Source organism: Burkholderia sp. PvR073, assembly GCF_054055695.1.
Genome location: NZ_JBSRXO010000004.1, coordinates 151,927 through 173,268, shown reverse-complemented (window position 1 = coordinate 173,268; position 21,342 = coordinate 151,927). Strand labels below are relative to the sequence as shown.

24 protein-coding genes are annotated in these 21,342 nt (G+C 66.5%); 9 read left to right on the top strand and 15 right to left on the bottom strand.

Features of this window, described 5'->3' with window-relative positions; genetic code table 11:
• Nucleotides 1-60: 60 nt before the first annotated feature.
• The 4 genes from ACVK00_RS15125 to copC all read right to left on the bottom strand — a co-directional run bounded on the left by ACVK00_RS15125 (nt 61) and on the right by copC (nt 3,071).
• Nucleotides 61-990 (bottom strand): LysR family transcriptional regulator, encoded by a 930-nt coding sequence (locus ACVK00_RS15125; protein WP_284896542.1) that lies wholly within the window; start codon nt 988-990, stop codon nt 61-63.
• Nucleotides 991-1,164: 174 nt separating this feature from the next.
• Nucleotides 1,165-1,938 (bottom strand): SDR family oxidoreductase, encoded by a 774-nt coding sequence (locus ACVK00_RS15120; RefSeq protein WP_027785181.1) that lies wholly within the window; start codon nt 1,936-1,938, stop codon nt 1,165-1,167.
• A 192-nt stretch (nt 1,939-2,130) separates the two neighbouring features.
• Entirely contained in the window at nt 2,131-2,631 is a 501-nt protein-coding gene (locus ACVK00_RS15115) for a DinB family protein (RefSeq protein WP_284896552.1), read from the bottom strand.
• 65 nt (nt 2,632-2,696) lie between these two features.
• Nucleotides 2,697-3,071, bottom strand: a complete 375-nt coding sequence (gene copC / locus ACVK00_RS15110) for a copper homeostasis periplasmic binding protein CopC (protein WP_284896554.1) — start codon at nt 3,069-3,071, stop codon at nt 2,697-2,699.
• A 102-nt stretch (nt 3,072-3,173) separates the two neighbouring features.
• On the opposite strand from copC, the gene ACVK00_RS15105 reads away from it, so the two are divergent.
• Nucleotides 3,174-3,890: a pseudouridine synthase gene (locus ACVK00_RS15105; RefSeq protein WP_284896557.1), complete on the top strand. Its 717-nt coding sequence runs from the start codon at nt 3,174-3,176 to the stop codon at nt 3,888-3,890.
• A gap of 106 nt (nt 3,891-3,996) precedes the next feature.
• Complete coding sequence (locus ACVK00_RS15100; protein WP_166722891.1) at nt 3,997-4,185, top strand: hypothetical protein; 189 nt, start codon at nt 3,997-3,999, stop codon at nt 4,183-4,185.
• Here ACVK00_RS15100 and ACVK00_RS15095 read toward each other — a convergent pair.
• Entirely contained in the window at nt 4,168-5,205 is a 1,038-nt protein-coding gene (locus ACVK00_RS15095) for an NAD-dependent epimerase/dehydratase family protein (RefSeq protein WP_284896559.1), read from the bottom strand. The genes ACVK00_RS15100 and ACVK00_RS15095 overlap by 18 nt on opposite strands.
• A 106-nt stretch (nt 5,206-5,311) precedes the next feature.
• On the opposite strand from ACVK00_RS15095, the gene ACVK00_RS15090 reads away from it, so the two are divergent.
• The 3 genes from ACVK00_RS15090 (at nt 5,312) to ACVK00_RS15080 (ending at nt 8,291) form a co-directional block, all read left to right on the top strand.
• Complete coding sequence (locus ACVK00_RS15090; RefSeq protein ID WP_284896561.1) at nt 5,312-6,343, top strand: CDP-6-deoxy-delta-3,4-glucoseen reductase; 1,032 nt, start codon at nt 5,312-5,314, stop codon at nt 6,341-6,343.
• 294 nt (nt 6,344-6,637) lie between these two features.
• Complete coding sequence (locus tag ACVK00_RS15085; protein ID WP_228905323.1) at nt 6,638-7,822, top strand: acetylornithine transaminase; 1,185 nt, start codon at nt 6,638-6,640, stop codon at nt 7,820-7,822.
• Between the two features lie 13 nt (nt 7,823-7,835).
• Complete coding sequence (locus ACVK00_RS15080) at nt 7,836-8,291, top strand: GNAT family acetyltransferase (RefSeq protein ID WP_228905325.1); 456 nt, start codon at nt 7,836-7,838, stop codon at nt 8,289-8,291.
• A 21-nt stretch (nt 8,292-8,312) separates the two neighbouring features.
• Here the strand turns inward: ACVK00_RS15080 and ACVK00_RS15075 are convergent, their stop codons facing one another.
• The 8 genes from ACVK00_RS15075 to ACVK00_RS15040 all read right to left on the bottom strand — a co-directional run bounded on the left by ACVK00_RS15075 (nt 8,313) and on the right by ACVK00_RS15040 (nt 15,647).
• A complete protein-coding gene (locus ACVK00_RS15075; protein WP_284896564.1) occupies nt 8,313-8,984 on the bottom strand; it encodes a DUF2278 family protein in 672 nt (223 codons plus the stop codon).
• Between the two features lie 248 nt (nt 8,985-9,232).
• The gene (locus tag ACVK00_RS15070; protein ID WP_354122850.1) at nt 9,233-9,949 is read right to left on the bottom strand and encodes an ABC transporter ATP-binding protein; all 717 of its coding nucleotides are present in this window, start codon (nt 9,947-9,949) and stop codon (nt 9,233-9,235) included.
• Nucleotides 9,949-10,725, bottom strand: a complete 777-nt coding sequence (locus tag ACVK00_RS15065) for an ABC transporter ATP-binding protein (RefSeq protein WP_228905329.1) — start codon at nt 10,723-10,725, stop codon at nt 9,949-9,951. Before ACVK00_RS15065 ends, ACVK00_RS15070 begins: the two co-directional genes overlap by 1 nt.
• Nucleotides 10,726-10,749: 24 nt before the next feature.
• Nucleotides 10,750-11,919: an ABC transporter permease subunit gene (locus ACVK00_RS15060; RefSeq protein WP_166722887.1), complete on the bottom strand. Its 1,170-nt coding sequence runs from the start codon at nt 11,917-11,919 to the stop codon at nt 10,750-10,752.
• 19 nt (nt 11,920-11,938) lie between these two features.
• Nucleotides 11,939-12,889 (bottom strand): branched-chain amino acid ABC transporter permease, encoded by a 951-nt coding sequence (locus tag ACVK00_RS15055; RefSeq protein ID WP_006757318.1) that lies wholly within the window; start codon nt 12,887-12,889, stop codon nt 11,939-11,941.
• A gap of 211 nt (nt 12,890-13,100) precedes the next feature.
• The gene (locus ACVK00_RS15050) at nt 13,101-13,937 is read right to left on the bottom strand and encodes a type 1 periplasmic-binding domain-containing protein (RefSeq protein WP_284897773.1); all 837 of its coding nucleotides are present in this window, start codon (nt 13,935-13,937) and stop codon (nt 13,101-13,103) included.
• A gap of 271 nt (nt 13,938-14,208) precedes the next feature.
• The gene (gene ispH / locus ACVK00_RS15045; protein ID WP_006750051.1) at nt 14,209-15,189 is read right to left on the bottom strand and encodes a 4-hydroxy-3-methylbut-2-enyl diphosphate reductase; all 981 of its coding nucleotides are present in this window, start codon (nt 15,187-15,189) and stop codon (nt 14,209-14,211) included.
• A gap of 2 nt (nt 15,190-15,191) precedes the next feature.
• Nucleotides 15,192-15,647: an FKBP-type peptidyl-prolyl cis-trans isomerase gene (locus ACVK00_RS15040; protein WP_006757321.1), complete on the bottom strand. Its 456-nt coding sequence runs from the start codon at nt 15,645-15,647 to the stop codon at nt 15,192-15,194.
• A gap of 135 nt (nt 15,648-15,782) precedes the next feature.
• Here ACVK00_RS15040 and radC point away from each other — a divergent pair, with 135 nt between their 5' ends.
• The 4 genes from radC (at nt 15,783) to nadB (ending at nt 18,963) form a co-directional block, all read left to right on the top strand.
• Entirely contained in the window at nt 15,783-16,559 is a 777-nt protein-coding gene (gene radC, locus ACVK00_RS15035; protein ID WP_228905331.1) for a RadC family protein, read from the top strand.
• A 237-nt stretch (nt 16,560-16,796) separates the two neighbouring features.
• Nucleotides 16,797-17,030, top strand: a complete 234-nt coding sequence (gene rpmB / locus ACVK00_RS15030) for a 50S ribosomal protein L28 (RefSeq protein WP_004186391.1) — start codon at nt 16,797-16,799, stop codon at nt 17,028-17,030.
• Nucleotides 17,031-17,047: 17 nt separating this feature from the next.
• On the top strand, nt 17,048-17,215 hold the full coding sequence (gene rpmG / locus ACVK00_RS15025; protein WP_006478046.1) for a 50S ribosomal protein L33: 168 nt from the start codon (nt 17,048-17,050) through the stop codon (nt 17,213-17,215).
• Nucleotides 17,216-17,376: 161 nt separating this feature from the next.
• Nucleotides 17,377-18,963 carry an L-aspartate oxidase gene (gene nadB / locus ACVK00_RS15020; RefSeq protein ID WP_228905333.1) on the top strand — a complete coding sequence of 529 codons (1,587 nt, stop codon included), beginning with the start codon at nt 17,377-17,379 and terminating at the stop codon, nt 18,961-18,963.
• A 94-nt stretch (nt 18,964-19,057) separates the two neighbouring features.
• Here nadB and nadC read toward each other — a convergent pair whose 3' ends face one another.
• Both nadC and nadA read right to left on the bottom strand, forming a co-directional pair.
• On the bottom strand, nt 19,058-19,939 hold the full coding sequence (nadC, locus tag ACVK00_RS15015) for a carboxylating nicotinate-nucleotide diphosphorylase (protein WP_228905335.1): 882 nt from the start codon (nt 19,937-19,939) through the stop codon (nt 19,058-19,060).
• A gap of 131 nt (nt 19,940-20,070) precedes the next feature.
• Nucleotides 20,071-21,207 (bottom strand): quinolinate synthase NadA, encoded by a 1,137-nt coding sequence (gene nadA / locus ACVK00_RS15010; RefSeq protein ID WP_354122851.1) that lies wholly within the window; start codon nt 21,205-21,207, stop codon nt 20,071-20,073.
• Nucleotides 21,208-21,342 lie beyond the last annotated feature (135 nt).

The following is a 21,342-nucleotide window of genomic DNA, read 5'->3' as shown; positions in this document are numbered from 1 at the left end:
GCCGCAGCACCCGTCGAAGGCTGCCGATCTCGGTCGGCGCAGGCGAGCGCGGCGCCCTTTTCAGTCGCCGCGCGCAGGCGCGCCCGTGTCGCTCAGCGCATTCGCCATCAACTCCCCGAACCACTCGATGAACGCGTTGAGCCGCCGCGACCGGTGCCGGCGATGCGGATACACGGCCGACACGTCCATCGGCGCGGCGCGATGGCCCGGCATCACCTCGACCAGCGCACCGCTGTCGAGCAGGTGCACGACATCGAAGCGCGGAATCTGGATCAGCCCCATCCCGGCGATGCAGCTCGCGATATAGGTTTCGGCGTTGTTGACGATCACGCGGCTCGGCAGCGCCAGCGTGTGCTGCCCGCCGGCCGCGCAGTATTCCCAGCCGAGTTCGCGCCCGGTCGTCGGCGACGCATAGCCGATCGCCCAGTGTCCGTGCGCGAGCGCATCCGGATGCTCGGGCACGCCGCATTCGCGCAGATAGTCGGGGCTCGCGCAGTTGATCAGCGCGAACTGCCCGAGCGGCCGCACGACGAGGCTGCTGTCCGCGAGCCGTCCGACCCGGATCGCGCAGTCGACGCCCTCCTGCACGAGATCGATCGTGCGGTCCGTCGAGCCGAGCGACAGTTGCAGCTTCGGGTAGCGGCGAAACAGCGACGGCAGTGCCGGCGCGATCACGCGGCGCGCGATCCGGCTCGGCGCATCGACGTTCAGCCGCCCGATCACGTCGCGATCGCGACGCCGGAACAGCCGGTCGAGTTCGTCGGCTTCCGCGAGCAGGCGCCGGCCGCGCTCGAGCAGCAGCGCGCCGTCGGCGGTCAGCTGGACCTGCCGCGTCGTACGGTGCAACAGGCGCGTGCCGAGCGCCGTCTCGAGCTGCTGGACAGCAGCCGACACGGTCGCGCGCGGCACGTCGAGCGCATGCGCGGCCTTGATGAAGCTGCCCATCTCGGCAACCTGAAGGAAGATTCTGACCTGGTCCAGCTTGTCCATCGGAGCAAAACGTAGGGTCGGACGACCGTCGCCGGCACCGTCGCATGGCGCGGCCGAGTGCGGCGGCACAGGAAAAGCGGGCGCGCGGCTTCGTGCCCGCGCGCCCGTCCATTGTCCATGCAAACGGTCCATTGCGGGTCGCCGCGCGCACGCGACGACCGCCGGCGCGGCCCGTTACTTGGTCGTATAGCCGCCGTTGATCAGGATCGTCTGGCCGGTGATCCACCAGCCGTCGGTCACGAGATGGCGGATGAACGGCACGACGTCCTCGATGTCGGTGAGGCCCGTCTTGCTGAACGGCGACAGCGCGGCCGCCGTCTTGTGATACGCGACCGCGTCGGCGCCTTCGGCCGGATAGAAGAACGGCGTGTCCATCGGACCCGGCCCGACCGCCGTCACCGAGATGCCGCGCGCGCCGTACTCCTTCGACGCGGCGCGCGTGAAGTGCTCGACCGGCGCCTTCGACCCTTCGTAGGCCGCATAGAACGGCGTGAACGCACCGAGCAGCGACGTCACGAGCGTGACGAGCTTGCCGTGATCCTCGAGGTGCCGCCCTGCCTCCTTGATGAAGAAGAACGCCGACTTGCTGTTCACCGCGAACATCTCGTCGTATTCGGCCTCGGAGATTTCGGTGAACGGCTTCTTCAGCACCTTGCCGACGGTATTGATCGCGATGTCGATCTTGCCGAAGCGCTGCTTCGCGTCGTCGAACAGCTTCTCGACCGCGGCGGCGGTCGTCAGGTCGGCCTGGAACGTCGCGGCTTGTGCGCCGGCCGCGCGCACCGCGGCAGCCGTCTCTTCGGCCTGCGCCTGCGACGCCGCGCTGTTGTAGTGAATCGCCACCGCCTTCGCGCCGTGGCCGGCCAGGTCCCGGGCGATCAGGCCACCGAGATTCTTGGCGCCGCCTGCGATCAGGACGACCTTGTCTGCGAGCGTGTGAGTCGCCACGGTTGACTCCTTTTAGCGTTGAATGAAGCTAGGAGTGTAGGCACGCACGCCGCGACGGTCAGCCGGGCACGGCTGGATGAATTATCCAGAAAAACGATCCAATCATTCGGCCGGAATGGTGGGCTGCCGCACCGACAGCGGCCGCTCGATCTGCCCGGCGCGACACGATGCCCGGCCACCGGGCCGCACGCGTCAGCGTGCGTACAGCACCGCGTCGATCTTGCCGAGCAGCCACTGCATGCCGGCCAGATGCTGCTGGTCGTGGCTGCACAGGTAGTGCAGGAGGCCGCGCACGGTCAGCGCGCCGTAGCCTTCGAACTCGCCGGTGCGGGCGAACTGCGCGGGCGTGACGCGCGCCACGAGGTCGAGCGTCTCGCGCCGGGCGTCGCGAATCGCCGCGAGCACATCGGATGCGTAGGCGGCGTCGTAGCGGCGTTCGATCGCAAGCGCGTCGCCGTCGACCGACACGAGCAGCGGATGATCTTCTTCGAGCATTCGCCGCAGCCGCACGTGATAGCCGTCGATCTCGATGTCGCGCACGTGGCAGAGCTGCCCGAGCGGCGAGAAGTGCTCGCTCGGGATTCCGCTCCAGTCGTCGGGAGTCCAGCGCGCGTAGCCGTCGGGCACGGCGGCGAAATGGGCTTCGAGCTGGCGGGGAAAATCGGCGAGTGCATCGAGCGTCGTTGGATTCATGCGGCAACCTCCGTGTCGGATGAAGACGACGGCAGCCCTGGCACGGGCCTGCCGTCACAGTGGCACTACTTCACGCTGAAGCCATACATCCCTTGCGTGCGATGTCCGTCGGCCGCGACGGCCACCCATTTCACCGTATAGGTGCCCGCGCCGAGCGCGGTGAGCGGCACCGTCATGCGCTTGCGGTTCGCGGCGTCGACCTTCGCCTGGCCGTCGGACACCGGCTTGCCTGCGCCGTCGACGACGACGATCGAGCTGAATGCCGGCTCCAGCGGCTCGGTGAACGCGATCGTGACCGCGGCCGGCGCGGCGGCCAGCGCCGCGTTCGCCGCCGGGTCGCTGCTCGCGACGTGCGCATGCGCGAATGCGGCCGACGAAACCGTTGCGGCCAGCACGATGGCGGCGGCCTGCCGGCCGAACAGCAGCGAATCGAATGGCATGGACTTTCCGTGAAGAATGAACGCGCGCAGCGCTCCGGGAGCTTACCAGCGCGAGCGCGTTCGTGCCGGTGCCGGCACGCCGCTTGATAGAATGCGCGCGCTATGGATCTCGAAAGCATTCTCTACACGCAGGGCTTCGGCTCGCGCCGCCAGTGCCGCGGCCTGATCGACGCGGGCCGCGTCTCCGTCGCGGGCGCGAGCGCGACCGACCCCGACGCGTCGTTCGACACCGACGGCCTCGTATTCACGGTCGACGACACCGCATGGCCGTTCCACGCCCGCGCGTATCTCGCGCTCAACAAGCCGGCCGGCTACGAGTGTTCGCGGGATCCGCAACACCACGCGAGCGTGTTCAGCCTGCTGCCCGCGCCGCTCGTCGCACGCGGCGTGCAGTGCGTCGGCCGCCTGGACCAGGACACGACGGGCCTGCTGCTGCTGTCCGACGACGGCCAGTTCGTGCACGCCTACACGTCGCCCAAGCGCAAGGTGCCGAAGACCTACGTCGCGACCGTGCGCCACCCGCTCGACGACACCCAGCTGAACGCGCTGCGCGCCGGCGTGCAGCTCCACGGCGAGCCGAAGCCGATCGCGGCGGTCGCCGCCCATGCGCGCGACACGCACGCGCTCGCGCTGACCGTCCTCGAAGGCAAATATCATCAGGTGAAACGCATGGTCGCCGCGGCGAGCAATCGCGTCGAGGCGCTGCACCGCGAAAGCATCGGCGGCTTCACGCTGCCGGACGACCTGGCGCCCGGCGCGTGGCGCTGGCTCGGGGAAGGCGACCTGTCAGCGCTGCGCGATTCCGTCAAAACCCTCTAAGGGAAAATCCGCACGACCGTTCGGTGTCCGGCCGCATCGCGGCCGCATGATCCCCCGCTATACTGAAATCACAAGCTGTACGAGCAGCGATGCAGGGGGAGACATCATGAACATCAATCATTCGTTGGAACTGTCGTACGTGATGATCGCGTTCGCGGTCGTGGGCGCCATCGTGATCGGCGCACTGCTGGCCACGATGCACAGGAAGCACAAATATCATCCGAACCTGATCGGCGCGCTGATCGGCGCGTTGCTGTGCTTCCTGCTGATCGAGGCGTTACCGGCGCTGACCTGACGCGTCGCGCGGCGCGAGCGTTTGAAGGAATTCGTCTACGGTCGGGTAGCGCAACGTCACGCACAATTCGGTCTTGAGGCGTGCATTGGACAGGCGCCGCGATTCGCGCATGAACGACAGCAGCGTCGGCTCGAGCTGATGCTCGGCGTTCGCGCGGCTGATGCGCGGCGGCGGCGGCAGGCCGAACACCCGCGCGACCCGGTCGAAATACTCTCCCATCCGCAATTCGCTGTCGTCCGACGCGTGCACGGCACGCGCCGGCTTGCCGCGCACGGCCGCGCGGCGCAGGATCGTCGCGAGATCGTCCGCGTGGATGTGATTCGTGTAGACGTCGTCGGCCGCGTCGAGCGCCGGCGTGCCGCGCTCGAGCCGCGCGAGCGGCAGCCGGTTCGCCGCGTAGATGCCGGGAATGCGCACGATGCGCGCGGACAGTGCGCCGCGCACCGTCGCCGCCCGCAGCTGACGCTCGGCCGACACGCGCCGGAACGCGCGCGGATTCGCCGGGCGCAGCGGCTGCGTTTCGTCGATCCGCGCCCCGCCGCAATCGCCGTAGACGCCCGTCGTGCTGGCGTAGACGAGCGTCGGTGCGCGAAGGGCGTCGGGTACAATACGCGCTGCCCGACCGGGCGCGCCGGCCTGTCGGGTCGCCGCGCGCAGCGTGCGAAGCCGGCCGACCGCGGACACTGACGGTGCGGCGGGTCGCCGCGCAGGCACGGACAATGCGGCGATCAGCGCACGGGTGCGGCGATCGTCGCTGCCGTCGGATTGCGGCGGCGCGAGATGCAGGATCGTGCGGGCGAGCCCGGCGATCCGTCCGAGCGTCGCCCGGCGATCGAGGTTGCCGACGATCGGCGTCGCGCCTGCCGCGCGCAATTCGTCGCAGCGGCCCGGATGGCTCGTCAGCGCGACGATGCGCAGGTCGCGGCGTGCGGCGCGCCATTGCGCGACGCAGCGCAGGCCGACGTCGCCGCAGCCGACGATCAAGGCGCGCGGGCGGCGCAGGATTCGAGTCGCGATCATGTTGGTTGCGAAATCAGTAGCCACCGTTGCGCGGCGCGCAACGGGTTTGCATTGTAGCTGCCGTGCGCGACACGCACGGTTCCCACATTTTGTTCTATTTGGTTCTATGGCATTCAACGTTACTCTCAAGCAAAGCGGCCGGCAGTTCCAGGTCGAGTCGGACGAAACCGTGCTGGCGGCGGCGCTGCGCCAGAACGTCCATCTGCCGTACGGGTGCAAGAACGGCGCGTGCGGCTCCTGCAAGGGCCAGATCGTGTCGGGCCAGATCGAACAGGGCCCGCACGCCGCGTCCGCGCTGTCCAACGACGAGCGCACGCGCGGCCTCGCGCTGCTGTGCTGCTCGAAGGCGCAATGCGACCTCGAGATCGACGTGCGTGAGATCGCCGGCGTCGACGGCGTGCAGGTGAAGAAGCTGCCGTGCCGAATCGCCGCGCTCGAGCGCCGTGCCGACGACGTGATGGTCGTGAAGCTGCAGCTGCCCGCCAACGAACGCCTGCAATACCTCGCGGGCCAGTACGTCGAGTTCATCCTGAAGGACGGCTCGCGCCGCAGCTACTCGATGGCGAACGCGCCGCACGAGGAAGGCCCGGTCGAGCTGCACATCCGCCACATGCCGGGCGGGAAGTTCACCGACCACGTGTTCGGCGCGATGAAGGAGCGCGACATCCTGCGCTTCGAAGGCCCGCTCGGCACGTTCTTCCTGCGCGAGGATTCCGACAAGCCGATCGTGCTGCTCGCGTCGGGCACCGGCTTCGCGCCGATCAAGGCGATCATCGAGCACGTGAAGCACACGGGCATCACGCGCCCGATGACGCTCTACTGGGGCGCGCGCCGCAAGAAGGACATCTACCTCGCCGAACTCGCCGAGCAATGGGCGCGCGAGATCCCGAACTTCAAGTACGTGCCGGTGCTGTCCGAGCCGGACGACGCCGACCAGTGGACCGGCCGCACCGGCTTCGTCCACCGCGCGGTGATCGAAGATCTGCCCGATCTGTCGGGCTATCAGGTGTACGCATGCGGCGCGCCGGTGATGGTCGAATCCGCGCAGCGCGACTTCACGCAACACCACGCGCTGCCGGCCGACGAGTTCTACGCGGACTCGTTCACGAGCGCCGCCGATCTCGCGCATCCGGTCTGAGCACCGGGCGCGCCCGCGCTTCCCGCTGCGCACCGCCGTGTCACATCCGTGGCATCGCGGCGGTTTACAGTGGGGCGCGGGATGCCTTATGCTTGCGCACATGAACCGCTTCCTGTCCGCTCTCCGACGTCGCCGCTCGCCGCTCCGCCCGGATGCCGCCGGCTCGTCACGGACTCGCGCGTAACCCTCCTCCGCTTCACCGGTTACGCACAAGCTGTTCGATCCACCAGCCACGGCCTTCCGTGGCTTTTTTATTGCCCGTTTCCCTTTCAACGCCCGCTGGAGTCTGCTGCCATGCCCCTGAACGATTACCCGATCGACTCGCTGATGTACATCACGAACCGCCCCGACATCGTGTTTACGCACGGCAAGGGTTCGTGGCTCTACGATCACACGGGCAAGCGCTATCTGGACTTCATCCAGGGTTGGGCCGTCAACAGCCTCGGCCACTGCAACGATGGCGTGGTCGACGCGCTGAAGAGCCAGGCGGAAAAGCTGCTGAACCCGTCGCCGGCGTTCTACAACGAGCCGATGGCGAAGCTCGCGGCGCTGCTCACGCAGCACAGCGTATTCGACAAGGTGTTCTTCACGAACAGCGGCGCCGAGGCCAACGAAGGCGCGATCAAGCTCGCCCGCAAGTGGGGCCGCAAGTTCAGGAACGGCGCGTACGAGATCATCACGTTCGACCACAGCTTCCACGGCCGCACGCTCGCGACGATGTCGGCCAGCGGCAAGCCGGGCTGGGACACGATCTACGCGCCGCAGGTGCCGGGCTTCCCGAAGGCCGAGCTGAACAACATCAACTCGGTCGAGAAGCTGATCACCGACAAGACCGTCGCGGTGATGCTCGAGCCGATCCAGGGCGAAGGCGGCGTGATTCCGGCGACGCGCGAGTTCATGCGCGAGCTGCGCGCGCTGACGAAGCAGCACAACCTGCTGCTGATCGTCGACGAAGTGCAGAGCGGCTGCGGTCGCGCGGGCACGCTGTTCGCGTACGAGCTGTCCGACATCGAGCCGGACATCATGACGCTCGGCAAGGGTATCGGCAGCGGCGTGCCGCTCGCGGCGCTGCTGTCGAAGGCCGACGTCGCGGTATTCGAGGCCGGCGACCAGGGCGGCACGTACAACGGCAACCCGCTGATGACGGCGGCCGGCTATTCGGTGATCTCGCAACTCGTCGCCCCCGGCTTCCTCGAAGGCGTGCGGGCGCGCGGCGAATACCTGAAGCGCAAGCTGCTCGAACTGTCGGAAGAGCGCGGCTTCGAGGGCGAACGCGGCGAAGGCCTGCTGCGCGCGCTGCTGCTCGGCAAGGACATCGGCCCGCAGATCGTCGAGAAGGCGCGCGACATGCAGCCCGACGGCCTGCTGCTGAACGCGGCGCGCCCGAACCTGCTGCGCTTCATGCCCGCGCTGACCGTGACGACCGAGGAAATCGACCAGATGATGGCGATGCTGCGGTCGATCCTCGACACGCTCTAAGGAGACCGCCGCGATGGATGCCGCCGCCGATGCTGTCGCCATCCGCCCGTTCGAACGCGCCGACACCGATGCCGTGCTTGCCGTCTGGCGCGACGCATTCCCGCAGTACGACGAAGCCGGCGCGCCGCCGCACCGCGATCCGCTGCGATCGATCGCGCTGAAGCTCGCGACGCAGCCGGAGCTGTTCTTCGTCGCGACCTGCGGCGCGCGGGTGGTCGGCACGCTGATGGCGGGTTTCGACGGACATCGCGGCTGGCTCTACTCGTTCGGTGTGTCGAACGACGCGCGGCGACTCGGCATCGGCCGCGCGCTGATCGCGCATGCGGAACGCGCGCTCGCCGCGCGCGGCTGCCTGAAGATCAATCTCCAGGTGCTGCCCGGCAACGACGATGCGTGCCGCTTCTATGCGGCGCTCGGCTATCGCGTCGAGGAACGCATCTCGTTCGGCAAGACGCTGCCGGCCGCCTGACGACACCGGCAGCCGCCCGCCTCAGCGCGTGATCGGCCCCGCGTCCGGCAGCGGATTGCCGAGCGCGTCGGTCGGCACGGCCTGCTTCTCGAATGCCGCGAAATACGCGGCCCATTGCGTATCGCTCACGCGCACGATCAACGCGCCGTCCTGCCACACGTCGTTGTGATCGTTGTGGTCGTTGCCCGCGCGGTGCAGGTAGTTCGAGCCCGTCGAACCCTGGTTCATGTGCGTGTCGTGGATGCCGTTGCCTTGCGCATACGTGCGGCCGAACACGACGACGTCGAGCCCCTGCGACTGCGCGGCGTTGACGAGCCGCAGCAGCGACGGAATCGGCTCCGCGCTCTCGGTGCCATCCATGACGGCGCTGGCACGCCATGCGCCCGTCTCGTTCAGGATGTCGCTGCGCAGATAGTCGAGCGCCGGCAGCGCCGTTTGCCCGGTGAGATCCGTATAGCCTTCGGCCGCGGCCGCGAGCGTCGCCGTGACCGGATGATGGAAATCGTAGACGAGCTTGTAGTTCAGCAGGTCGTCCGCGTCGTTGGTGCCGACGTTGATCGCGACGTCCCAGTCGCCCGCCGGCAACGCGAGCGTCAGGTGAATGTGATACTGGATCTCGCTGCCGTGCGGCGAGCCCTTGAGCTTCGCCACCGACGTCACCTTCGCCTTCACGAAACCGTAGTCCAGACTCATGCGTGCTCTCCGTGTCCCGATGGTTCGACCATGCTACGCAGCCCGCGTGTCGGTTTGCGGACGGCCGGTTGCGGACGGCCCGTAGCAGATGGCCGGTGTCACTATCGAATGAATGGAGTCGCATCCGCGCGCACAGTTCGCCGTCGGGCGCGCCGCACGAAAAAAAGGCTGTCACGAGATCCCGTGACAGCCTTTCGAAAACCCTGGCGCGACACGCCGGCATCCGCCGCCGCGTCGCCCGGGCCCGCTCATTCACCCAGATACGCGGCCCGCACCTTCGGATCGTCGAGCATCTGCTTCGCATCGCCTTCCATCGTGACCGTGCCCGAGTCCATCACGTAGCCGCGGTCGGCCGCCTGCAGCGCGAGGCGCGCGTTCTGCTCGACCAGCAGCACCGTGATGCCCTCCTTCGAGATCTCGCGCACCACTTCGAAGATCTTCTCGACCATGATCGGCGACAGGCCCATCGACGGCTCGTCGAGCAGCAGCAGCTTCGGCTTGGACAGAATCGCGCGCGACATCGCCAGCATCTGCTGCTCGCCGCCCGACAGCGTGCCCGCGAGCTGCGTCGCACGCTCCTTCAGGCGCGGAAAGAAGCCGAACATCCGGTCGACGTCCTTCTTGATCTGCTCGTTGTCGTTGCGCAGGTACGCGCCCATCTGCATGTTCTCGATGATCGACATCCGCGCGAAGATCCCGCGGCCTTCCGGCACCATCGCGAGGCCGCGCTTGAGCAACTCGTGCGACGGCACGCCCTTGATCGACTTGCCGTTGTACTCGATGTCGCCCGCCGAATACGGCTTCAGACCCGTGATCGCCTTCATCGTCGTGGTCTTGCCGGCACCGTTCGCGCCGATCAGCGTCACGAGCTCGCCCTGGCGGACTTCCATGTCAACGCCCTTGACGGCCTGGATGCCGCCGTAGTTGACCTGCAAGCCCTTGATTTTCAACATTGCCGCTGCCATCAGTGCACCCCTGCGCCGAGATATGCCTCAATCACCTTCGGATTCTTCTGCACGTCCTGCGGCAGACCCTCGGCGATCACCTTGCCGTAATCGAGCACCGTCATCCGGTTGCACAGACCCATCACGAGCTTCACGTCGTGCTCGATCAAGAGGATCGTGCGGCCGTCCGAACGGATCTTGTCGAGCAGGCGCGTGAGTTCGACCTTCTCGGTCGCGTTCATCCCGGCCGCCGGCTCGTCGAGCGCGAGCAGCTTCGGGTCGGTGGCAAGGGCGCGCGCGATCTCGAGACGGCGCTGGTGGCCGTACGACAGGTTGCGCGACGTATAGTCCGCGTACTGCAGCACGCCGACGTATTCGAGCAGCTCGATCGCACGTTCCTTGATCTCGCGCTCTTCCTTGCGCTCGGCCGGCGTCTGGAACACCGCGCCCAGCAGCCCGTGCTTGGTGCGCACGTGGCGGCCCACCATCACGTTCTCGAGTGCGGTCATCCCGCCGAACAGGCGGATGTTCTGGAACGTGCGCGCGATGCCCGTCTTCGCGACCTGGTGCACCGCGGTCGGCTTGTATTCCGTGCCATCGAGCTTGAACTCGCCGGAGTCCGGCGTGTAGAGGCCCGTGATCACGTTGAAGAACGTCGTCTTGCCGGCGCCGTTCGGGCCGATCAGGCCGTAGATCTCGCCTTCCTTGATCTGCAGGCCGACATCGGACAGTGCCTGCAGCCCGCCGAAGCGTTTGTTCACGCCCTGCACGGACAGTCGGATTTGCTTGTCGCTCATGTGTGTATCCCCTGTGTCCGTAGGTTAAGCGCGCACCGGCTTCTTGCTGGCGCGCTTCGCCAGTTTCGCGATCTTGTCCTCATGCTTCGGCGCGGGCCACAGGCCTTCCGAGCGGTACAGCATGATGATCACCATCGCGAGGCCGTACAGCGCCTGGCGGATCACTTCCGTATCGACGATGTCATGACCGAACAGCGCATGCTGCAACGGGCTCATCGTCGAGCGCAGGAATTCCGGGAAGATCGCGAGCAGCACCGCGCCCAGGATCACGCCCGGGATGTGGCCCATGCCGCCGAGCACGACGCAGGCGAGCACGACGATCGATTCCCAGAACGTGAACGATTCCGGCGACACGAAGCCCTGGAACGAACCGAACATCGCGCCCGACAGGCCACCGAACGATGCGCCCATCGCGAACGCGAGCAGTTTCACGTTACGGGTGTTGATGCCCATCGCCTTCGCCGCGATCTCGTCTTCGCGGATCGCCGCCCACGCGCGGCCGATACGCGAGTGCTGCAGGCGCGTACAGACCCAGATCACCAGCAGCGAGCAGAGCACGAACAGGTAGTAGTACATGTACACCGACGGCAGCTGGAAACCGAACAGCGTGTGCGTTTGCGACAGGTTGAAGCCGCCGACGTGCACCGGATCGATGCCCGTGATCCCCTTCGGGCCGTTGGTGATGTTCACCGGACGGTCGAGGTTGTTCATGAAGATCCGGACGATTTCACCGAAGCCGAGCGTCACGATCGCCAGGTAGTCGCCGCGCAGGCGCAGCGTCGGTGCACCGAGCAGGATCCCGAAGGTGGCCGCCAGCGCCATCGCGATCGGCACGATGAGCAGGAACGGGATGTGCAGCCCGTTCGGCGCGAGCGCCGCGATCCACTCGAACTGCGAGGTCAGGTGCGGCGAGCTCAGCAGCGCCGCCGTGTACGCGCCCACCGCGTAGAACGCGATGTAGCCCAGGTCGAGCAGGCCGGCGAAGCCGACCACCACGTTCAGACCCAGCGCGAGCATCACGTACAGCATCGCGAAGTCGAGCACGCGGACCCAGTAGTTGCCGCCGGCCGAGCCGATGATGATCGGCGCCGCGATCACGAAGGCCGCGGTCAGGATGCCGATGATGACGGTCTTGGTGGTGTTGCGCTCTTCGACGAGCGACGTCGAGGATTCGATCGGTTGAATGGATGTCATGTTGTTTGCTCCCCTTCCGTTACGCGCGATCCGCGACACGTTCGCCCAGCAGGCCCGACGGACGGAACACCAGCACGATGATCAGCACGATGAAGGCGAACACGTCCTGGTAGTTACTGCCGAATACGCCGCCCGTGAGGTTGCCGATGTAGCCGGCACCGAGCTGCTCGATCAGGCCGAGCAGCACACCGCCCACCATCGCGCCGCCAAGGTTGCCGATCCCGCCGAGCACCGCCGCCGTGAACGCCTTCATGCCGGGAATGAAGCCCATGTAGAAGTGCACGTTGCCGTATTCGGACGCGATCATCACGCCGGCCAGCGCGGCGAGCGCGGAGCCGATCATGAACGTCGCGGAAATCACGAAGTTCGGGTTCACGCCCATCAGGCTTGCCGTATTCGGGCTTTCGGCGATTGCGCGCATCGCGCGGCCGAGCTTGGTCTTGTGCACGAGCAGCAGCAGGCCGCCCATCACGATGAACGCCACCGCGATGATCACGATTTCAGTGACCGAGATCACGGCGCCAGGCGTCGTGTCGGTCGCCTTGATCACGTTGATCGGGTCGGTCGGCAGCAATTGCGGGAACGGCAGCGGGTTGCGCGACCAGATGATCATCGCGGCCGTCTGCAGCAGGATCGACACGCCGATCGCGGTGATCAGCGGTGCGAGGCGCGGCGCGCGGCGCAGCGGCCGGTACGCGACGCGCTCGATCGCGAAACCGACGAACGCACACACGACCGCCGCAATGCCCAGGCCAATCGTCAGCGTCGCGACGTTGCCGAGTCCGGGAAAGTGGTTCTGCAGCACGGTGATGGCCGACAGCGCAACCATCGCGCCGATCATCAGCACGTCGCCGTGCGCGAAGTTGATGATGCCGAGAATGCCGTACACCATCGTGTAGCCCAACGCGATGATGGCGTACACACTGCCGAGCACCAGCCCGTTGAGAACCTGCTGGACGAAAATATCCATTTAAAGCTCCTTGGCCCATGCTGCCGGAGGACGTTGCGCCCCGCGGGTAAGCGAGGAATCGCGCCTTCTCGGCGACACTGCGGGTACTAGTCGATACCGGTAAGGGTGGATCGTCCCGGCGCGCGCCGCCCGGCCTGTACGGCCGGACCTGCCGCCGGAGCGGATACAAAAACAGCACCGCACTGTTCCGGTGCCATCAAGAGTCCTGTCGCTAAATCGTCACGACATCGAGGACGGTGTACTTGGCCTCCTTGAAGTCGTAGGGCAGCGTGCCGAAACGGCCGGCCTCCGGTTTACCGAAGTCCACGCCTTTTTCCGTCCGGGCCGGGGCGAACCCCGCGTCCGGGCAGATCAGGTTCCGCGCCGCGTCGCCCGCGGGCTCGACCACCTTGACGGCGCACATGCCATTGTCGCCAAGGATTTGCGCTCCGATGCCGGACGCCGTCGCCTGTTTGGCAAGCCGGCCGTCCGCCGCCGCCCGCGCGGCGCCCGAACGGGCATCGCGAAGGTGGTGCCCGACTTTCGTCAGGACTGCGTCGGAATTCGTGAAACGAAGCGTGCCGCCCGCCGCGCCGCGGCTCGCGGCGACACGCTGTTTCGTCGAATCGAAATGAAAGGGGATCAGTGACATCTGCACGCCGCCTGCGTTGCCCCGAAACCCGGGCGTCCGTCGTATGACGCGCCCTGCTGCCGCCGCATCACGGTCGGCGGCTCGTTGTCGGGCGAACCACGTGCCCGTCGCCCGGTTGGCCGCAGCGCTGCCGGCGAGTGCTGCCCGCCGTGCCGAATGCATGCCGATCTTCGGGCCCTGCGCGTTGAAATCCTCGATCGCCAAACGTGCCCCGTTATCCTTGTCACCGTCCGATTGCGCGATGCGGCACGCCGCCGGCGTCGCACGACCGGTTCCGGCAGCGTGCACGTCGCTGCTCGCCGGTACTGCGTATGCCGCAGCCTCCCCACCCGCCCCGTCGTCGCTCTTTTTGCTGCGACCGGCAAGCATTGCAACCGGTGCGGCGACGAACCTGGCGTAAGCCAACCTCACATGCATCGAATAGGTCTCCCGCGCCTTCCCAAAACCCGATTTCAAAGCCATTCCGGCCTGAAAACGGGCGCATTGTAACTCCATTTACAGGACGCCAATATTCCTGATTCGATGGGGTTTTCCTGCATTGCAACCAATTTTGAGAGACGGTTAAGCGCGGGGATAGCAACCGGGTTGCACTATTAATGTGAATAATGGTTGCGATCTCGTTTTTCATGACGCAAAAAAAGCGCGCCCGGAGGCGCGCTTTTGGAGTACCGCGAGTGCGATGCGGCAATCAGACGGCGGGCGGCAGGTTCAGGCCGCGCGGCAGCGGAAACGACACGTTTTCCTCGATGCCGTCGAGGGCGCGGACGTTGCGCACGCCGAGCTCGCGCAGCCGCGCGATCACGGCCTGGGCGAGCACTTCGGGCGCCGATGCGCCGGCCGTCACGCCGATGCGGCGCTTGCCTGCGACCCATGCGGGATCGATCTGGTCGGGTGCGTCGACCATGTACGCGGCCACGCCGCGCTTCTCGGCCACTTCGCGCAGGCGGCTCGAATTCGAGCTGTTCGGGCTGCCGACGACGATCACGACGTCGCATTGCGGCGCCATGAACTTCACCGCATCCTGGCGATTCTGCGTCGCGTAGCAGATGTCCTGCTTCTTCGGCTCGCGGATCTTCGGATACTTCGACTTCAGCGCGCCGATGATCTCGGCCGCGTCGTCGACGGACAGCGTCGTCTGCGTGACGAGCGCGATGCGCTCGGGATCGGCGAGCTCGAGCTTCTGCACGTCCTCGACGCTTTCGACGAGATGCATGCCGCGCTCGACCTGCCCCATCGTGCCCTCGACTTCCGGATGGCCCTTGTGGCCGATCATCACGATGTCGACGCCGTCCTGGCGCATCTTGGCCACTTCGACGTGCACCTTCGTGACGAGCGGGCAGGTTGCGTCGTAAATGCGCAGCCCGCGCACGTCCGCCTCGTCGCGCACGGCTTTCGACACGCCGTGCGCGCTGAAGATCACGGTGTTGCCGGCCGGCACTTCCTCGAGTTCCTCGACGAAGATCGCGCCCTTCTTCTTCAGATCCTCGACCACGTACTTGTTGTGGACGATCTCGTGACGGACGTAGATCGGCGCACCGTGCATCGCGATCGCGCGCTCGACGATCTCGATGGCGCGGTCGACTCCTGCGCAGAAACCGCGCGGCTGGGCCAGCAGGATTTCGGCATCGGCGGCGACGGTCTGCCCGGACAGCGTATCGGTGGTACTCATGATTACAGGATTCCGATGATTTTCACTTCGAACGTGAGCGCCTGGCCCGCGAGCGGATGATTGAAGTCGAACAGCGCCGAGGTTTCGCTGACTTCCTTCAGCACCCCTGCATAGCGGCCGCCGTCCGGCGCGTTGAACTCGATCAGCTCGCCCGGCGTGAAATCGTCGCCGACCATCCCGTTCTCGCGCAGCGTCGACAGCGTCACGCGCTGGAGCATGTCGGGATTGCGGGGACCGAACCCCTGCTCGGGCGTTAGCTGAAAAGTCGAATGGTCGCCGACCCGCAGCCCGAGCAGAATCTGTTCCAGCGAGGGCGCCAGTTGCCCCGCGCCGAGCAGCAGCGTGGCGGGCTTGTCGGAGAAGGTGTTGACGATGTCGGCGCCGTCGGCCAGTGCAAGCCGGTAATGCAGCGTGACATGGGAACCGGGCTTCACTTCGGATAGATCGATGAGGCTCATGAATGACTCGTGTTCGTCGGCGCCCGAACTGGCCGAAAGGCCCGGCGCAAAGCCAATATTGTAAGTCACCTGAGCGCGCAAGGCTGAAAGTGCGACGACGTCGCATCCACGCCCGCCGCCAATGGAGTTTCGCTCATGCTGTCACCCTGCCTCGCCGCCCCGGCGACCGAATGTCGCGACACCGTCGATGCCCCGGCCGCTCCAGCCCGCCACACGGGCGCGGCCCGGCCGCGCAAGCGCCGCCCGCGAAACTGGAAGCCGCATCTGCCGCGCGAGCGGTTGCTGGAACGCGGGCCGGCCGCGCTGACCGACGCGGAGCTGATCGCGCTGCTGCTCGGCACCGGTGGTGGCGGCCGCGATGTATTCGCCAGCGCCCGCGCGCTGCTCGCCCGGTTCGGCGACTCGCTGCGCGACATGCTCGATGCGGAGCCGGACGTGTTCGCCATGCACCCGGGCATCGGCACGGCCCGCTCGGCGGTGCTGATCGCCGTGACCGAGATCGTGCGGCGCGCGCTGGTCGAAAAAGCGCGCGAGCGGCTGCAGATCGACTCGCCCGGCGCGGTCGAGGACTATCTGCGGCTCAGGATCGGCACGCGTCCGCACGAGGTGTTCGTCACGCTGTACCTGGACGCCCGCCACGGCCTCATCGACGTGGAAGAAAGCGCCCGTGGCTCGCTGACGCGGATGGCCGTCTATCCGCGCGAGATCGTGCGGCGCGCGCTCGTGCTGAATGCCGCCGCGCTGATCATCGCGCACAATCACCCGTCCGGCGCGGTGCAGCCGAGCGCCGAGGACCGGCGGCTGACTCGCGTGCTTAACGAGGCGCTCGCGCTCATCGACGCGAAGCTGCTCGATCACGTGGTCGTCGGCACCGCCGATACATTTTCGTTCGCGCGCGCCGGTTGGCTGTAGACTGTGGCCCGGCGACCCGCCCTGGGGCGCCGCGACGATGAAGCGAAATTGGGTTTGATTTTTCTGAACTTTTTCTGCTAGAATCATCGTCTGTCTTTTTTCCAACCAGTTCTAGCCATCGAAGGGCCTTGTCTGTAAGGGCTTCGGCGTTCTGAGTGCAGCCATGGATCACGTGGCGGTACGATGGAACCTTCATCGGCGATCGAACCCCGAATTTAGCGTATTAGGAGTGCTCTCATGGCACGCGTATGCCAAGTAACTGGGAAAGCGCCGATGAGCGGCAACAACGTTTCCCACGCCAACAACAAGACCAAGCGTCGCTTCCTGCCGAACCTGCAAAACCGCCGGTTCTGGGTAGAGAGCGAAAACCGCTGGGTGCGCCTGCGCGTCTCGAACGCCGGCCTGCGCCTGATCGACAAGAACGGCATCGATTCCGTGCTCGCTGACCTGCGCGCACGCGGCGAAGCCTAAGCCCAAGGAGCATAATCATGGCAAAAGGCGCACGCGACAAGATCAAGCTCGAGTCGACCGCTGGCACGGGTCACTTCTACACGACCACGAAGAACAAGCGCAACATGCCGGAAAAGATGGCGATCAAGAAGTTCGATCCCGTCGTCCGCAAGCATGTGGAATACAAAGAAACCAAGATCAAGTAATCTCCGGTTTCTGTAGCCTGACGGCGACCAAAAAGCCCCGCACATGCGGGGCTTTTTGTTTTGCGCGCGCGCGCGCGGGCCCGACGCGGTATGCTCTTCCCTTTCCGCGGCCACGGCCGACGGAACGCACAAGATCTAAAGCGTAACGATGGAGATGCAGCATGAAATTCGACGTGGCGATCGTCGGCAGCGGCCTGGCAGGGCTGTCGGTCGCACTCAACCTGGCCAGCACGCGACGTGTCGCGCTGATCGCGAAACGTTCGATGATGGAGGGGGCGAGCGATAACGCGCAAGGCGGCATCGCGGCCGTCCTCGACTCGGCGGACAGCATCCAGAACCACGTCGACGACACGCTGGTCGCTGGCGGCGGGCTGTGCGACGAAGGCGCGACGCGCTACATCGTCGAGCACGGCCGCGAAGCGATCGAATGGCTGATCTCGCAAGGCGTGCCGTTCACGAAGGACGATGCGGCCGAACTCGGCTTCCATCTGACGCGCGAAGGCGGCCACAGCCACCGCCGGATCATCCATGCGGCCGACGCGACCGGGCATGCAGTGCTCGCGACGCTGTCCGAGCGCGCGCGCCAGCATCCGAACATCACGTTCTTCGAAAACCACCATGCGATCGACCTGATCACGTCGGACCGGCTCGGCCTGCCCGGCCGCCGCTGTCACGGGCTGTATGCGCTCGACGTCGACAACGACCGCACGATCACGATCGAGGCGCCGCACACGGTGCTCGCGACCGGCGGCGCCGGCAAGGTGTACCTGTACACGACCAACCCCGACACCGCGACCGGCGACGGCATCGCGATGGCGTGGCGCGCGGGCTGCCGCGTGTCGAACATGGAATTCATCCAGTTCCACCCGACCTGCCTGTTCCATCCGTATGCGAAATCGTTCCTGATCTCGGAAGCCGTGCGCGGCGAAGGCGGCTTGCTGAAGCTGCCGGACGGCACGCGCTTCATGCCCGCGCACGATCCGCGCGCGGAACTCGCGCCGCGCGACATCGTGGCGCGCGCGATCGACTTCGAGATCAAGAAGCGCGGGATCGACTGCGTGTATCTCGACATCAGCCATCAACCGGAAGCGTTCCTGCGCGAACACTTCCCGACGATCCACGCGCGCTGCCTCGAATTCGGCATCGACATCGCCCGGCAGCCGATTCCGGTCGTGCCGGCCGCGCACTACACGTGCGGCGGCGTCGTCACCGACCTCGCGGGGCGCACCGATCTCGCGGGCCTGTATGCGGTCGGCGAAACGTCGTACACGGGGCTGCACGGCGCGAACCGGCTCGCGAGCAATTCGCTGCTCGAATGCCTCGTGATCGGCCGCGCCGCGGCCGAGGCGATCGAGGCGGCCGGCTTCGACGCCGAAACGCCGGCCACGCTGCCCGCATGGGACGAAAGCCGCGTGTCGGATGCGGACGAGGAAGTCGTCGTTGCGCACAACTGGGACGAGCTGCGCCGGCTGATGTGGAACTACGTCGGCATCGTGCGTACCGACAAGCGTCTCGAACGCGCGAAGCACCGCTTGTCGCTGCTGCGCGACGAGATCCACGAGTACTACGCGAATTTCCGCGTGACGCGCGACCTGCTCGAACTGCGCAATCTGGTCGACGTCGCGACGCTGATCGTGAAGAGCGCATACTCGCGCCGCGAAAGCCGCGGGCTGCACTACAGCCGAGACTGGCCGCACACGCTGCCGAAGGCGCTGCCAAGCGTGCTCACGCCACGCTCGCGCCGCTGACCGGCACGCCCCTCCCGGCGCGGCCACCATACAGAAAAAAGCCGTTGGCGCTTGCACGCCAACGGCTTTTTTCGTCAGACGACATGCCGCGCAGTCAGTCGACGATCCGCATCGAATAGTCGGTCGCGCGCACGTCCTTCGTCAGCGCACCGATCGAGATGCGGTCGACGCCCGTTTCCGCGAACGTGCGCACCGTATCGAAATTGACGCCGCCTGACACTTCGAGCACGGCCTTGCCGGCCGCGACGCGCACCGCTTCGCGCATCATGTCGAGCGTAAAGTTGTCGAGCAGCACTGATTGCGCGCCATGCGCGAGCGCCGTGTCGAGCTGCGCGAGCGTCTCGACTTCGACCTGCACCGGCACGCCCGAATCCAGCGCGAACGCCGCATCGAGGGCTTCGCCGACGCCGCCGGCTGCCGCGATGTGGTTTTCCTTGATCAGGATGCCGTCGTACAGCGCGAGACGCTGGTTCTCGCCGCCGCCGACCCGCACCGCGTACTTCTGCGCGAGCCGCAGGCCCGGCAGCGTCTTGCGCGTATCGAGGATCTTCGCGCGCGTGCCTTCGACGCGATCGACGTAACGACGCGTCGCGCTTGCGACGCCCGACAGCAGTTGCAGGAAATTCAGCCCGTTGCGCTCGGCCGTCAACAGTGCGCGCGCCGGCCCTTCGAGTTCGCAGACGGTCGAATCCGGCGTCATCCGGTCGCCTTCGCGATAGCGCCACTGCACGACGATCGACGGATCGATCCGCGCGATGACGGCCTCGAACCATGGCACGCCGCACAGCACCGCTTCCTCGCGCACGATGATGCGCGCACGGCGCCGCTCGCCGGCCGGCACGAGCCGCCCGGTCTGGTCGCCCGTGCCGACGTCTTCGGCGATCGCATCGACGACGTTGCGCGCGATCGCTTCCTCGAATGCCGCACCGTATTGTGCGCGGACCGCCTCGAACAGCGGGGAGACTGCGGTCGACACGACGCCTTCCGGCGCGCCGCCCTCAAGCAACGCGGCCGCCCCGTCGGAGGGCGCCGTGCATGGGACCAGAGTGAGCGCCGAAGCGCCAACTTCGGTCGACAGCGGACGAATGTGAGCGCGAGGGCCGGTCATTACGCAGCCCCCACGTTCGCGAACAGTTGCTGGTCGCGCTGCAGATCGCCGCTCGCCTGTACGCGCCTCTTGTGCGCCGCTGCGAAATCGAGCATCCGGTCGATCGGCAGACGCGCACGCACGCCGATCGCGGGATCGACGAAGATCTCGTTGTGACCGCGCTCGAGCACGTCGGCGAGGTTCGCGAGGCCGTTCATCGCCATCCACGGGCAATGCGCGCAGCTCTTGCAGGTCGCGCTGTTGCCGGCCGTCGGCGCGGCGATGAAGGTCTTGCCGGGCGCCGCGAGCTGCATCTTGTGAAGGATGCCGAGATCGGTCGCGACGATGAAATGCGTCGCGTCGAGCTTCACGGCTGCATCGATCAGTTGCGTCGTCGAGCCGACGACGTCCGCCTGCGCGACGACGTTTTCCGGCGACTCGGGATGCACAAGCACCTTTGCGTCCGGATATTCGGCGCGCAGCAGGTCGAGCTCGATGCCCTTGAATTCGTCGTGGACGAGGCACGAACCCTGCCACAGCAGCATGTCCGCGCCCGTTTTCTTCTGGATGTAGCTGCCGAGATGGCGATCGGGTGCCCAGATGATCTTCTCGCCCCGCGCGTGCAGGTCGGCGACGATCTCGAGGCCGATCGACGACGTGACCATCCAGTCCGCGCGCGCCTTCACGGCGGCACTGGTGTTCGCGTAGACGACGACTGTGCGATCGGGATGCGCATCGCAGAACGCGGAGAATTCGTCGGCCGGGCAGCCGAGATCGAGCGAGCAGGTCGCATCGAGATCGGGCATCAGCACGCGTTTGCCGGGGCTCAGGATCTTCGCGGTTTCGCCCATGAAGCGCACGCCGGCGACGACGAGCGTCTGCGCGTCGTGGTCACGACCGAAGCGGGCCATTTCGAGCGAATCGGCGACGCAGCCGCCTGTTTCGTCGGCCAGTTCCTGCAGCTCGGCGTCCACGTAGTAGTGGGCGACGAGCACGGCCTTTTCACGTGCGAGCAGCGCCTTGATGCGCGCCTTCAGTGCAGCGCGCTCCTCGGGGGACGGCGCGTCGGGCACCTTGGCCCATGCTTGTCCCACGCCGCACACGGTCCCTGCCGCGACGGGCCGGTCGTACTCGACGGGTTTGATCGTCGATTGCATCTCCATATCTCCTGTCGACCAGAGTTAGTGCTTTAGCACTTACTCTGGTCCCATGCTTCGCGGTCGACCGGAGTGAGCGGTTTGACGCTCACTCCGATCCCATCCTCTGCGCACGCCCGGGGCATCGAATCCACT